The sequence below is a fragment of the Streptococcus dysgalactiae subsp. dysgalactiae genome, from assembly GCF_900459225.1.
GTDB lineage: Bacteria > Bacillota > Bacilli > Lactobacillales > Streptococcaceae > Streptococcus > Streptococcus dysgalactiae.
Window position 1 is genome coordinate 32,501 of the sequence record NZ_UHFH01000003.1, and the last position, 14,137, is coordinate 46,637.

The following is a 14,137-nucleotide window of genomic DNA, read 5'->3' on the forward strand; positions in this document are numbered from 1 at the left end:
GGTGTTTGGTAGTTGAGACTACCATGAATGCGGTGGTAATTCCACCAATGAACATAGTCTTTAGTCTTAAGAGCTAGTTCTTCCAGCGATTGAAAGGTTTCTTGATAAACAAATTCAATTTTGAAAGCACGATACGTACTTTCAGCTACGGCATTGTCATAAGGACAACCAGCCTGACTAAGCGAACGTGTGATTCCAAAGGCTTCCAATATTTCATCAATTAACTGATTATCAAACTCTTTGCCACGATCTGAATGGAACATCTTGACTTTGGTCAGGGCGTAAGGGATGCTTTGAATGGCTTGCTTAACGAGTTCAGCGGTTTTGTGCCAACCAAGAGACAGGCCGATGATTTCACGGTTGTATAGGTCAATAATAAGGCAAACATAAGCCCAACGATTGCCTACACGAACATAGGTTAAGTCAGTGACTAAGGCTTGTAGTGGTCTTTCTTGCTTAAATTGCCTGTCTAAATGGTTGGGAATAGGGGCTTCATTCTTGCCTCTGTAATGTGGTTTGAAGGTGGCTTTCTGATAAACAGAAACCAAATTGAGTCGCTTCATAATGCGTCGAATCCGACGACGTGAAAGTGTAATACCTTCGTTATTCAAGCATATTTTGATTTTTCTGGATCCGTATCTGGACTTGCTCTTGAGGAAAATTCTTTTAATAGTTTCTTCAAACTCCGTTTCAGATACTGACTCCACGGCTTGATAGTAATAACTTGAGCGTGGCATATTCAGCCAGCGACACATGGCTGAAATGCTATAGTTATCCTTATTAGCAGTGATTATTTCCCTTTTTGTGCCATAATCACCGCCGCTTGCTTTAGGATATCTAATTGCATTTCGAGTTCTTTATTGCATTTTCTGAGTTCAATCAGCTCCCGCTGTTCATCTGTCAGATTATCAACAGACTTGAATGAACCTGTTGTTTTGGCTTGTCTAACCCACTTATCGAAGGTGGAAGGGGTTAGCTCATATTCCTTGATGAGACTGCTACGCTTTCTACCAGCATTGTAAAGGTCAACAATTTGTTGCTTAAAATCATCGGTGAAGTGGCGACGTATTTTTCTAGACATATCTGTTCTCCTATTTTCTTTAGTGTAGAACACTTTATAAATTCTGTCTAGTTTAGTGTAACCGATTCAGTTTGCGCCGAAAGGCTAATAATTCCTATGGGTGTTTTACCCATTACAGAAATTAGAGAGACGAATTTCTTTGAGGAAGTACATAAGTTACTTGTAAATGATTTCAATCATTTCTTTGTTGTGAGGGAATAGTGTAATGGGTTATACTACTAAATGACTATAACCTTATTTTTTGTTATTAACCTGTGGAAAAGTTTATTAATTGTAGTTTATATCTGTGGATAAGAAAAACATAACTTTAGTAAGTCTGATAAAAAGGGAACAATGCTTTAAATACAATTGGTAATAGTTTCAATCTGATAACATTTCAGAAATACGGTCTATATAGTTGGGAGAGTTTTTTGATTTTACATGTCGCCTAATAAATAAGAAGGGAATTTTAGTGATTATTACATATAACTGTAACAATTGCGTAATATTAAATGCTTGTTTTTTTGATAAAATATAAGATGTCTTATCGAAAAAGGAGTAATTTTTTAATTATGAAAAAAAGAATTTTATCAGCCGTTCTTGTAAGTGGTGTAACCCTTGGAGCAGCTACTGTAGTTAGCGCGGATAATTTTGATACCAAAATCTCTGATGCTAACTCAAGAATCTCAGCCTTAACTGCAGAACAGCAATCTGCTCAGAATCAAGTTAATGCATTACAGGCAAAAGTTAGTTCATTACAATCTGAACAAGATAAATTAACAGCAAAAAATTCAGAACTTGAAGAACTTTCAAAAGGATTCGAACAAGAAATTCAATCTCTTACAAGCCAAATTATTGCTCGTAACGAAAAACTGAAAAATCAAGCACGTAGCGCTTATAAGAATAATGAAACATCTAGTTACATCAATGCGCTTTTAAATTCTAAGTCAATTTCTGACATGGTTACTCGTTTAGTTGCTATTAACAAAGCAGTCTCTGCTAATGCTAAAATGTTAGAGCAACAAAAAGCTGATAAAGCTTCACTTGAAGAAAAACAAGCGGCTAATCAAGAAGCCATCAACACCATTGCTGCTAATATGGCAATGATTGAAGAAAATCAAAATACTTTACGTACTCAACAAGCAAACTTAGAAGCTGCAACTGCTAATCTAGCTCTTCAATTGGCTACTGCTAACGAAGACAAAGCAAGCTTAGTAGCTCAAAAAGAGGCAGCAGAACAAGCAGCTGCTCAGGCTTTAGCAGCAGAACAAGCAGCTAAAGCTAAATCTCAAGAACAGGCAGCTCAACAAGCAGCTTCTGTTGAGGAAGCAAAAGCTACAATCGTTGCACCAGTAGCTATGATAGCTGAAAGCCCAGCTGCTCCAGCTTCAGTTACAGCACCTTCTGCAACACCAGTAGCATCTGTAGCAAGACCACAAGTTTCATATAGTTCTGTTAATAATTACCCAGTAGGACAATGTACATGGGGTGCAAAATCATTAGCTCCATGGGCAGGAAACAATTGGGGTAATGGTGGACAATGGGCTGCAAGTGCTCAAGCAGCGGGCTACTCTGTAGGATCTACACCTATGGCAGGAGCTATTGCGGTTTGGAATGATGGCGGTTATGGTCACGTCGCAGTAGTTGTTGAAGTTCAAAGTTCATCAAATATTCGAGTGATGGAATCAAACTATAGTGGTAAACAGTATATTGCTGACCACCGTGGCTGGTTTAACCCATCTGGAGTTGTATTTATCTACCCACATTAATAATCGTTTAGGTTAGAATAGTTCTGTTCTAACCTTTTTTATTTCTTTCCCAAAATAAAGAAAAGAAATAAAGGAAAGAAGTTTTGTGAGTTGCCTTTTTAATTTCATTTGATAAATACTTTAAAAAACGTTAAAATAGTATAGGATTAAAGCTTTGGAGGAAAAAATGTCTTATTCTGATTTAAAATTGTTTGCCTTATCGTCAAACAAGGAATTAGCAGAAAAAGTTGCGTCTGCAATGGGGATTCAACTTGGAAAGTCTACTGTACGTCAGTTTTCAGATGGTGAAATTCAAGTAAATATTGAAGAATCAATTCGTGGTCATCATGTCTTTATTTTGCAATCAACTAGCTCGCCAGTGAATGACAACTTGATGGAAATCTTGATCATGGTTGATGCGTTGAAACGAGCTAGTGCAGAGAAAATTTCAGTTGTAATGCCTTACTACGGCTATGCACGCCAAGACCGTAAAGCACGTTCTCGTGAACCGATTACTTCTAAATTAGTTGCTAATATGTTAGAAGTTGCTGGTGTAGATCGCTTATTAACGGTTGATTTGCATGCTGCTCAAATTCAAGGGTTCTTTGATATTCCAGTTGATCACTTGATGGGTGCACCTTTAATTGCAGATTATTTTGATCGTCATGGTTTAGTGGGTGAAGATGTTGTCGTTGTCAGTCCTGACCATGGTGGTGTGACTCGTGCGCGTAAGTTAGCACAATTCCTCCAAACACCAATTGCAATTATTGATAAGCGTCGTAGTGTGGATAAAATGAACACCAGTGAAGTGATGAATATTATCGGTAATGTTGAGGGTAAGAAGTGTATCTTGATTGATGATATGATTGATACCGCAGGGACTATTTGCCATGCAGCAGATGCCCTTGCTGAAGCGGGTGCAACAGCTGTGTATGCGTCATGTACGCATCCAGTTCTTTCTGGGCCAGCACTTGATAATATTCAACGTTCGGCTATCGAAAAACTAATTGTTCTTGATACTATTTATCTGCCAGAAGAACGTCTCATTGATAAAATTGAACAAATCTCGATTGCTGATTTGGTTGCGGAAGCTATTATTCGTATTCATGAAAAACGTCCATTATCACCTTTATTTGAAATGGGGAAATAATAAGTTGATGAAGCTTGAGACCTTATGTCTCAGGCTTTTTTTATGTCTCTTTCTTTTTACTAGCTAAGTTTATTTGTTTTAATGGGACTACTCTTCCTTAATATGAGAGGTTTTAGGCAAGGCTAGTGAAGTAATGTTGGTCATGCAATTTTCTAAGATTTTGGGTATAATAAGAGCTGTATTTAATGCTCTGAATGGGCTAAATCTGAGAAAAGATGTGGCGAGGAATATGCAGTTAAACGAGTCATTGGGAATTGTTCTTTTTAATAGAAATTATCGAGAAGATGATAAATTGGTCAAGATATTCACAGAGGCAGCAGGCAAACGTATGTTTTTCGTGAAACATATTAGTCGTTCTAAACTTTCTTCCGTCATTCAACCTTTAACGGCTGCTGACTTTATATTTAAGTTGAACGAATCAGGTCTTTCTTATATTGACGACTACAATCATGTGGATACTTATCAACAGATTAATCAGGATCTTTTTCGACTTTCCTATGCGAGCTATGTAGTGGCTTTGGCAGATGCTGCTATTTCAGATAATGAGCCAGATCCTCACCTCTTTGCCTTTTTGAAAAAGACACTTGATTTAATGGAAGAGGGGTTGGATTACGAGGTTTTGACCAACATTTTTGAAATCCAAGTTTTAGAGCGTTTTGGGATTAGAATAAACTTTCATGACTGTGTTTTTTGTCATCGTGTCGGTTTACCATTTGATTTTTCACATCACTATTCGGGTGTGCTTTGCCCTGAACATTATCATAAAGATGATTACCGGAATCATCTAGATCCTAATGTCATCTATTTACTAGACCGTTTTCAAACTATTCAGTTTGATGAATTGAGAACCATTTCCTTAAATGATGAGATGAAAAGAAAACTTCGTTATTTTATTGATGAGTTATATCATGACTATGTAGGAATCAAGTTAAAAAGTAAAACGTTTATTGATGATTTAGCTAAATGGGGAGATATTATGAAACCAAAGGACTAGCTGAGTCTTTCTTGGTTCTAAATGGGAAATGTCCTTAGATTGTGCTATAATAATGACGTTATGATAAGTGATATTAAAAAGATGAAATGAAATCAAAGGAGTAAAAATGAAGAAAATTGCAATAGATGCTATGGGCGGAGACAACGCTCCTAAAGCCATCATTGAAGGTGTGAATCAGGCAATAGAAACTTTTCCAGATATTGACATTCAACTTTATGGAGATCAGGCTCAAATTGAGGCTTACCTTGTTCCCTCTGATCGGGTCTCTATTATCCATACTGATGAGAAAATTTATTCAGAAGATGAGCCTGCGAAAGCCATTCGTCGAAAAAAGAATGCGTCGATGGTTTTAGCAGCTAAGGCTGTTAAAGAGGGAGAGGCAGATGCCATTCTTTCAGCAGGAAATACAGGTGCCCTTTTAGCCGCGGGTTTATTTGTTGTAGGGCGTATCAAAGGTGTTGATCGTCCAGGATTATTATCAACTATTCCCACCACAGATGGTAAAGGTTTTGATATGTTAGACCTTGGCGCCAATGCTGAAAATACAGCAGCACATTTGCATCAATATGCGATTTTGGGTTCTTTTTACGCGAAGAATGTTCGAGGTGTTCATAAGCCTCGTGTTGGTTTGTTAAACAATGGAACAGAGGCCACTAAGGGGGATTCGCTTCGTAAGGAAACTTATAATCTTTTGGCTGCAGATTCCAATTTAACCTTTGTAGGGAATGTGGAAGCGCGTGATTTGATGTCAGGTGTTGCAGATGTTGTAGTCGCAGATGGTTTCACAGGAAACGCAGTTTTGAAAGCCATAGAGGGAACTGCGATTAGTATTATGGGACAACTCAAGGAGGTTATTAAATCGGGTGGTCTGAAAGCAAAAATAGGAGCCCTTCTCTTGAAAGATAGCCTTTATGACATGAAGAATTCTTTAGATTATTCTAGTGCTGGTGGAGCGGTTTTATTTGGTTTAAAGGCACCTGTTGTGAAATCCCATGGTTCAAGCGATGCTAAGGCTATCTTTTCAACGATTAAACAAGTACGCACTATGCTAGAGACACAGGTTGTTGGGCAATTGGTGGAAGAATTTGCCAAGGAGACTGAAACAGATGACTAGAGAAGCTATTTTAGAGAGATTGATTGCATTAATCCAAAAACAAAGGAGTCACCTAGAACTCACTATTACAGAGCAAACAAGTCTAAAAGATGATTTAGCTGTTGATTCTATTGAATTGGTGGAATTTGTGATTAATATTGAAGATGAATTTCATATCGCTATTCCAGATGAAGATGTTGATGGGATGAAGTCTATGGGAGATATGTTAGATTATTTGGTCAACCGTTTGGCTTAGGGTGATATTAGAGTAGACAAAGAGCGCAAGCTCTTTTTTATTGGCTCTTTGTCAACTGTAGTTGGTAGCGGGTCTAAACCCTAGAGAGAACCAGATTGGCTCTCTCTTTTTGTATGTTCAAAGCGAGGAGGATTTTAGATCTAAAGTTCTTAAAATTGCGAAAGCCGAAGGCTGATCGTTTGATGTCCTTGATGAGTTTGTTGGTAGCCTCGAGCTTGGCGTTAGAATAGTCGAACTGGAGGGCATTTTCGATGTAAGGTTTGAGTTTGCGGAAGGTCACAAAAAACTTTTTGAAGGTCGGAGTGACGAGCTCCGTGTTATCCTCGATGATTTCAAAGAAAACCTCTGTTCGTTTTTCTTGAAAATGGAAGAGCAGGAGCTGGTAGAAATCGTAGTAATAACGGAGTTCGTCTGAGAATTGAAGTGTCTTGTCCACGCTTTCCTGAGGCTTGAGGGTCTGTCTAAAGGTCTTGGAATAAAAACGATTATTAGACAGTTTTTGGCTGTCTTTCTGAAAAAGGCGCCAGTGATTTTTAAGGGCACGATAAGGCAGAGATTTCTTGTCAAAGGTCTTCATGATAGCGATTCGAGTGGTCATCATTGCTCTGCCAAGATGTTGGACGATGTGAAACCTATCCAACACAATTCTAGCCTTAGGAAATAGTTGCTTGATGATTGGAATGTAAGCACCAGACATGTCCACGGTCACGACTTTGACCTGTTCTCTGACCTTTCTCGGGTAGCGGTAGAAATAATTTTTGATGGTATTCTGGCGATTGTTTTCGAGGAGGGCGATGAATTTCCTGGTCTCAAAATCTTGAGCGATAAAAGCCAATTTCCCCTTGTTCCTGGCAAATTCGTCCCAAGATAAAACCTCAGGCAACCTGGTGTAGTCCTCTTTAAACGTTAGACCGGTCTAGCTTTCTCTGGACGGTTGAGACAGAGACGTGAAGGGCTCTAGTATTGGTTCGGTTTTCAGTCAACAGCTGGGTAAGCTTCTGCCAGACCAGGTTGGAAATCTGATGATTCTTGTCTACGACTGGCGTCTCAGCCACAGTCACTCGACGACAGGATTTGCATTGAAATCGCCGTTTTTTGAGTCGGAGCAGACTTGGAAAACCATGGGCATCCAAGAGTGGCATTTTAGAGGGTTTCTGGAAACCGTACTGAATCATCTTCCCGCCACAGTGGGGGCAGCAAGAAGCTGCACAATTCAGCGTAGCTCTGATTTCAAGATGAGTCTGGTGCTGTAGGATAAAGTTGATTTTGATATTTGGGTCTTTCATTCCCAGCAATTCTGTGGTATTCTTGATGTGTTCCATATGAGTCTTTCTAAATGATAGTTTAGTCGCTTTTCATTATAGGTCATATGGGACTTTTTGTCTGCACTCAAAAAGCCCTATAACCTCTGTGTCGGATTTACCAACTACAGATATTATAGAGCCTTTTTATTTTTACTTCTCTTTATAGAAAACGAACATTTAAAACTATTTTACCTATAAATGTAAACAAATAATTGAATAATATTTTTTGTTATGTTATTCTTAAATAAAAAAATGACGAAAGACGAATATTATGAAAACTAACCAACTTATTTATTCAGGTAAAGCCAAAGACCTTTATGCTACGGAAGATGAGCACATGATTTTATCTGTTTATAAGGACCAGGCAACGATGCTAAATGGAGCCCGTAAGGAGACTATTAACGGGAAGGGGCGCCTAAATAATGCTATTTCTTCTTTAATTTTTGAAAAGTTAAACACTGTTGGGATAAACACACATTTTGTGAAACGCTTGTCAGAAACCGAACAATTAGTCAAAAAAGTGACTATTATTCCTTTAGAAGTAGTACTTCGCAATGTCGCTGCAGGTTCTTTTTCCAAGCGGTTCGGTATTGAAGAGGGAGTGGTTTTAGAAACACCTATTATTGAATTCTACTACAAAAAGGATGAGTTGGATGATCCTTTTCTTAATGAAGAGCATATTAGCTTGTTAAAAATTGCTAGTGAGGAAGATATCGCTTATATCAAACAAGAAGCACGTCGTATTAATGCTTATCTAAAGTCTTGGTTTGAACAAGTTGGTCTTCGATTAGTTGACTTTAAACTAGAGTTTGGCTTTGATAAGGATGGTCATATTCTGCTAGCTGATGAATTTTCACCAGATAATTGTCGTCTTTGGGATGAAGATGGGCATCATATGGACAAGGATGTCTTTCGAAGGGATTTAGGTAGTCTGACAGCTGTTTATGAGGTTGTTTTAGAGAAGTTAAAAGAACTGGATTAAGGCAAACGTAGTGAGAAAATGAAAGGAAATTGAACCCGTCCGGCAAGTGATAGGGAAAACGCGTGAATAAGTCAGAGGCATCGTTGTAGACGTCTGAACTTTCTTTGAAAGTTCTAGTCTCTCTGATGGGGTTGCGTCAAGGGAATCAAAGATTTCGAACTTACCGACATTTTTCAGACGCTTGCTGGTCGGACTTGGTATCATAATTATGGACAAACGTATTTTCATTGAGAAGAAGGCTGATTTTCAGATTAAGACTGAGTCGTTAGTAAAGGAACTGACGCATAATTTGCAGTTATCGACATTGAAAACACTTCGTATAATTCAAGTTTATGATGTATTTGGATTAACCGCTGCTGAGTTTCCACGTGCAGAGAAACACATCTTTTCTGAACAGGTTACAGATTGTATCTTGTCTGAGGAAATTATTAGCACAGAGCTAACTAATGCCGCTTTTTTTGCAATTGAGAGTTTGCCAGGACAGTTTGATCAAAGAGCAGCATCTGCTCAAGAAGCTTTATTATTGTTAGGGGCTCCCAATGATGTAGTGGTTAACACGGCTCAACTATATTTGGTCAATAAAGACATTTTAGAGACAGAGCTTGAAGCTATAAAACGTTATCTTCTCAATCCAGTTGATTCTCGATTTAAAGATATAACAAAAGGCATTGAACGACATGACTTTTCTGAGTCGGACAAGGTTATCCCAACCTTGGATTTCTTTGAGACTTACACGTCAAATGAGTTTAAGATTTATAAGGCAGAGCAGGGCTTGGCAATGGAGGTTGATGACCTTGTTTTCATTCAAGAGTACTTTAAATCAATTGGCCGTGTACCGACAGAAACAGAGTTAAGAGTTTTGGACACTTATTGGTCTGATCACTGTCGTCATACTACTTTTGAAACAGAATTAAAACATATTGATTTTTCCGCTTCTAAATTTCAAAAACAACTACAAGCGACTTACGATAAATATATTGCTATGCGTGAAGAATTGGGACGTTCTGATAAGCCACAGACGCTTATGGATATGGCGACAATTTTCGGTCGCTATGAGCGTGCGAATGGGCGTTTGGATGATATGGAAGTGTCTGATGAAATCAATGCTTGTTCCATTGAGATTGACGTGGATGTTGATGGTGTTAAAGAGCCATGGCTCTTAATGTTTAAAAATGAGACACATAATCATCCAACAGAAATTGAGCCCTTTGGTGGAGCAGCGACCTGTATCGGTGGAGCCATTCGTGATCCATTATCAGGCCGCTCATATGTTTACCAAGCGATGCGTATTTCAGGTGCTGGAAACATTACAACACCTATTTCTGACACTCGTGCTGGAAAGCTCCCTCAACAAGTCATTTCAAAAACAGCAGCGCATGGCTATTCCTCATACGGAAACCAAATCGGTCTTGCTACAACTTATGTTAAGGAATACTTCCACCCAGGATTTGTCGCAAAACGTATGGAATTGGGAGCCGTTGTTGGTGCAGCACCTACAGGAAATGTGATCCGTGAAAAACCAGAAGCTGGTGATGTTGTTATTCTTCTAGGTGGGAAAACAGGTCGTGATGGTATCGGTGGAGCAACGGGTTCCTCTAAAGTACAGACCGTTGAGTCTGTGGAAACGGCTGGTGCTGAAGTCCAAAAAGGGAATGCTATCGAAGAACGGAAAATTCAGCGTCTCTTCCGTAATGGTGAAGTAACACGCCTGATTAAGAAATCAAATGACTTTGGCGCAGGTGGTGTTTGTGTAGCTATTGGGGAATTGGCTGATGGTTTAGTAATTGATTTAAACAAAGTACCACTCAAATACCAAGGATTAAATGGAACAGAGATTGCTATTTCAGAGTCCCAAGAGCGGATGGCGGTTGTCGTTCGTTCTAAAGATGCTGAGGAATTTATTACTAAGTGTTCCAAAGAAAATATTAAGGCTGTTACTGTAGCAATGGTTACTGAAAAGCCAAATCTAGTCATGACTTGGAATGGCCAAACTATCGTTGACATTGAACGTTCTTTCCTGGATACAAATGGTGTTCGTGTCGTTGTTGATGCAAAGGTAGTTGACAAGGCTGTCAACTTGCCTGAAAGTCGCATAACATCCGTAGCAACGCTTGAAAAAGATACACTTACTGTGCTTTCAAATCTTAATCATGCTTCTCAGAAAGGTCTTCAAACCCTTTTTGATTCTTCTGTTGGTCGTTCAACAGTTAATCATCCCATCGGGGGTCGTTACCAACTTACCCCAAGCGAGGCTTCTGTCCAAAAACTACCTGTTCAAAATGGTGTCACCACAACAGCCTCAGTTATCGCTCAAGGGTACAATCCCTACATTGCTGAGTGGTCACCATATCATGGTGCAGCTTATGCTGTAATTGAGGCCACAGCACGATTGGTGGCATCTGGCGCTAACTGGTCTAAAGCACGTTTCTCTTATCAAGAGTATTTCGAGCGCATGGATAAACAGGCAGAGCGCTTTGGGCAACCCGTTTCAGCACTACTTGGTTCTATTGAAGCTCAAATTCAACTTGGTCTACCATCCATTGGTGGCAAGGATTCCATGTCTGGAACATTTGAGGAATTGACAGTACCACCAACCTTGGTTGCTTTTGGTGTTACAACTGCACACTCACAAGACGTTTTATCTCCGGAATTTAAAGCCGCAGGTGAGACTATTTACTATCTTCCTGGTCAAACTATTTCTGAAGAGATTGATTTTGACCTCATAAAAGCTAATTTTAGTAACTTTGAAAGTATTCAAGCTAACCATACGATTAGTTCTGCATCAGCTATAAAATATGGGGGTATTATAGAGAGTTTAGCCCTAGCTAGTTTTGGTAATCATATTGGAGCATCTGTAACCTTGACAGAGCTTGACAATAGCTTGACAGGACAACTTGGTGGCTTTATATTTACTTCAGCTGAAGAAATCTCAGGTGTAACCAAAATTGGAAAAACACATGCGGACTTTACACTTACTGTCAACGGAGTTACTCTTTCGGGTGCCAAGTTGCTGACAGCTTTTGAAGGCAAATTGGAAGATATTTATCCAACTATTTTTAGTCAAAGTCAAGATATAGAAGACGTTCCTGTTGTCATCTCTGATGCAGTTATCACGACTCAAAAAATAATTGACAAACCATTGGTTTATATCCCGGTATTTCCTGGTACAAACTCTGAATATGACTCAGCTAAAGCTTTTGAACAAGCGGGTGCAGAAGTTCATTTGGTCTCTTTTGTGACCTTGAATGAAGTGGCTATTGCACAGTCAGTTGACACAATGGTTGACAATATCAGTAAGGCCAATATTATCTTCTTTGCTGGTGGATTTTCAGCAGCGGATGAGCCAGATGGTTCTGCCAAATTCATCGTCAACATCCTACTCAATCAAAAGGTTCGCTCTGCTATTGATAATTTTATTGAAAAAGGTGGACTTATCATAGGTATCTGTAATGGTTTTCAAGCTCTTGTTAAATCTGGACTCTTACCTTATGGCAATTTTGAAAATGTCAAGGGGAGTTCTCCAACTCTTTTCTACAATGATGCTAACCAGCATGTGGCTAAGATGGTCGAGACGCGCATTGCAAATACTAATTCACCATGGCTTTCAGGTGTGGAAGTCGGTGATGTGCATGTGATTCCAGTTTCACATGGTGAAGGGAAGTTTGTTGTCTCTGCAGAGGAATTCGCAGAGTTGCGCGACAATGGTCAAATTTTTAGTCAATACGTAGATTTTGATAGTCATCCAAGTATGGATAGTCGCTACAATCCAAATGGATCGGTCAATGCTATCGAAGGAATTACCAGCAAAAATGGTCAAATTATTGGCAAGATGGGACACTCAGAACGTTGGGAAGAAGGTCTTTTCCAAAATATTCCAGGGAATAAAGACCAAAAGCTCTTTGAATCTGCAGTCCGTTATTTTACTGGTAACTAAGGTTGCGAACAAGAGGAGCGCGATTCACGAGTGTCATTTTCAGATCATGGTGTTTTTAAAAAGAGTAATAGTGACTTTGGATTTAAAGAGCATTGCTAAAAGAAATTAGGAAAAATAAATGTACGAAGTAAAATCTCTTAATGAAGAATGTGGTGTCTTCGGAATATGGGGACATCCTCAAGCAGCTCAGGTAACCTATTTTGGGCTTCATAGTCTTCAGCATCGAGGTCAAGAAGGTGCCGGTATTATCTCAAATGATGAAGGTAACCTACATCAACACCGAGCCACTGGCCTTTTATCAGATGTTTTTAAAAATCAGGATGACTTGACTAAGTTGACAGGTCATGCAGCAATTGGGCATGTTCGTTATGCCACGGCAGGATCTGCTTCTATTAATAATATTCAACCCTTCTTATACCAGTTTACAGATGCTCAATTTGGGTTATGTCACAATGGTAATTTAACCAATGCGATTTCCTTAAAGAAAGAACTAGAGAGAGAAGGAGCTATTTTCAATGCTTCGTCAGACACTGAAATTCTGATGCATTTGGTCCGCCGTAGCCACCAGTCTAACTTTATTGGAAAAGTTAAAGAAGCTCTTAATACAGTAAAAGGTGGTTTTGCCTACCTACTTATGACAGAAAAGCAATTAATTGCTGCCCTCGATCCAAATGGTTTTAGACCGCTGTCTATTGGTAAAATGAAAAATGGGGCTTGGGTAGTTTCCTCGGAAACCTGTGCTTTTGAAGTAATTGGAGCTGAATGGATTCGAGATGTGAAGCCGGGAGAATTGATTGTCATTGATGATTCGGGCATTACCTACCATCAGTATACGACGGATACTCAACTAGCCATTTGTTCCATGGAATATGTTTATTTTGCACGTCCAGATTCTACCATTTATGGTGTAAATGTTCATACGGCGCGTAAGGAGATGGGAAAAAGGCTAGCGCAGGAATTTCAATATGAAGCTGATATAGTGGTTGGAGTACCCAACTCATCACTATCAGCGGCTATGGGCTTTGCTGAAGAATCTGGGTTGCCAAATGAAATGGGTTTGGTCAAAAATCAATACACCCAACGAACCTTCATTCAACCGACACAGGACTTGCGAGAACAGGGTGTTCGCATGAAGTTATCAGCAGTGTCAGGCGTGGTAAAAGGAAAACGTGTGGTAATGGTGGATGATTCTATTGTCAGAGGAACAACGTCACGCCGTATTGTTAGTTTGCTCCGTGAAGCGGGAGCCACTGAAGTTCATGTGGCAATTGGTAGTCCTGAACTGAAATATCCTTGTTTTTATGGTATTGACATCCAAACAAGAAGGGAATTAATTTCTGCTAATCATACAGTCGAAGAAGTATGTGACATTATTGGGGCAGATAGTTTAACCTATCTTTCTCTAGATGCCATGATTGACGCTATAGGCCTTGAAACGGATGCTCCAAAAGGTGGGCTCTGTGTGGCTTATTTTGATGGGGAATACCCAACACCTTTGTATGATTATGAAGACGAGTATTTACGAAGTTTAGAAGAACAAACTAGTTTTTATATTGAGAAAGTGAAATAACTGCATACAGGAGTAGATTTCAACAGTTAATCAGTAAGTTTGTTAA

At 39.2% G+C, this 14,137-nt stretch carries 10 protein-coding genes (1 of these 10 only partly in view); 8 read left to right on the forward strand and 2 right to left on the reverse strand.

Annotated features, from left to right (window positions below):
* A protein-coding gene (locus DYD17_RS00330) for an IS3-like element ISSdy2 family transposase (RefSeq protein WP_115252487.1) occupies window positions 1-1,081 on the reverse strand; the annotation gives its coding sequence in 2 pieces (ribosomal slippage) (window positions 1-805 and window positions 805-1,081; 1,107 coding nt in all); it reaches 25 nt to the left of the window's first position.
* A gap of 551 nt (window positions 1,082-1,632) precedes the next feature.
* Here DYD17_RS00330 and pcsB point away from each other — a divergent pair.
* From pcsB to DYD17_RS00355, 5 genes are all read left to right on the forward strand, one after another.
* Window positions 1,633-2,829 (forward strand): peptidoglycan hydrolase PcsB, encoded by a 1,197-nt coding sequence (gene pcsB, locus DYD17_RS00335; protein WP_003049030.1) that lies wholly within the window; start codon window positions 1,633-1,635, stop codon window positions 2,827-2,829.
* A gap of 166 nt (window positions 2,830-2,995) precedes the next feature.
* Window positions 2,996-3,958 (forward strand): ribose-phosphate diphosphokinase, encoded by a 963-nt coding sequence (locus DYD17_RS00340; protein WP_003049033.1) that lies wholly within the window; start codon window positions 2,996-2,998, stop codon window positions 3,956-3,958.
* A 229-nt stretch (window positions 3,959-4,187) separates the two neighbouring features.
* A complete protein-coding gene (recO, locus tag DYD17_RS00345; protein WP_003049037.1) occupies window positions 4,188-4,952 on the forward strand; it encodes a DNA repair protein RecO in 765 nt (254 codons plus the stop codon).
* Between the two features lie 106 nt (window positions 4,953-5,058).
* Window positions 5,059-6,066 (forward strand): phosphate acyltransferase PlsX, encoded by a 1,008-nt coding sequence (gene plsX / locus DYD17_RS00350; RefSeq protein WP_115252488.1) that lies wholly within the window; start codon window positions 5,059-5,061, stop codon window positions 6,064-6,066.
* A complete protein-coding gene (locus tag DYD17_RS00355) occupies window positions 6,059-6,301 on the forward strand; it encodes a phosphopantetheine-binding protein (protein WP_003049042.1) in 243 nt (80 codons plus the stop codon). The genes plsX and DYD17_RS00355 overlap by 8 nt, the downstream gene beginning before the upstream one ends.
* 73 nt (window positions 6,302-6,374) lie before the next feature.
* Here DYD17_RS00355 and DYD17_RS00360 read toward each other — a convergent pair.
* Window positions 6,375-7,623, reverse strand: a protein-coding gene (locus DYD17_RS00360; protein WP_174221685.1) for an ISL3 family transposase whose coding sequence is annotated in 2 segments (ribosomal slippage) — window positions 6,375-7,211 and window positions 7,213-7,623 — 1,248 coding nt in all. Because the reading frame shifts where the segments join, the coding sequence is not laid out codon by codon here.
* Between the two features lie 253 nt (window positions 7,624-7,876).
* Between DYD17_RS00360 and purC the strand changes: the two genes are divergently transcribed.
* The 3 genes from purC to purF all read left to right on the forward strand — a co-directional run bounded on the left by purC (window position 7,877) and on the right by purF (window position 14,091).
* Window positions 7,877-8,587 carry a phosphoribosylaminoimidazolesuccinocarboxamide synthase gene (gene purC, locus DYD17_RS00365; RefSeq protein WP_003049045.1) on the forward strand — a complete coding sequence of 237 codons (711 nt, stop codon included), beginning with the start codon at window positions 7,877-7,879 and terminating at the stop codon, window positions 8,585-8,587.
* A gap of 208 nt (window positions 8,588-8,795) precedes the next feature.
* On the forward strand, window positions 8,796-12,521 hold the full coding sequence (locus DYD17_RS00370; protein WP_003049048.1) for a phosphoribosylformylglycinamidine synthase: 3,726 nt from the start codon (window positions 8,796-8,798) through the stop codon (window positions 12,519-12,521).
* Between the two features lie 118 nt (window positions 12,522-12,639).
* Window positions 12,640-14,091, forward strand: coding sequence for an amidophosphoribosyltransferase (purF, locus tag DYD17_RS00375; protein ID WP_003049051.1), 1,452 nt, complete (start codon window positions 12,640-12,642; stop codon window positions 14,089-14,091).
* The last annotated feature ends 46 nt before the right edge of the window (window positions 14,092-14,137 follow it).

What these genes read in the sequence shown, in the direction of transcription:
- pcsB (WP_003049030.1), top strand. Translation starts at nt 1,633, where the DNA reads ATGAAAAAAAGAATTTTATCAGCCGTTCTTGTAAGTGGTGTAACCCTT.
- DYD17_RS00340 (WP_003049033.1), top strand. Translation starts at nt 2,996, where the DNA reads ATGTCTTATTCTGATTTAAAATTGTTTGCCTTATCGTCAAACAAGGAA.
- recO (WP_003049037.1), top strand. Translation starts at nt 4,188, where the DNA reads ATGCAGTTAAACGAGTCATTGGGAATTGTTCTTTTTAATAGAAATTAT.
- plsX (WP_115252488.1), top strand. Translation starts at nt 5,059, where the DNA reads ATGAAGAAAATTGCAATAGATGCTATGGGCGGAGACAACGCTCCTAAA.
- DYD17_RS00355 (WP_003049042.1), top strand. Translation starts at nt 6,059, where the DNA reads ATGACTAGAGAAGCTATTTTAGAGAGATTGATTGCATTAATCCAAAAA.
- purC (WP_003049045.1), top strand. Translation starts at nt 7,877, where the DNA reads ATGAAAACTAACCAACTTATTTATTCAGGTAAAGCCAAAGACCTTTAT.
- DYD17_RS00370 (WP_003049048.1), top strand. Translation starts at nt 8,796, where the DNA reads ATGGACAAACGTATTTTCATTGAGAAGAAGGCTGATTTTCAGATTAAG.
- purF (WP_003049051.1), top strand. Translation starts at nt 12,640, where the DNA reads ATGTACGAAGTAAAATCTCTTAATGAAGAATGTGGTGTCTTCGGAATA.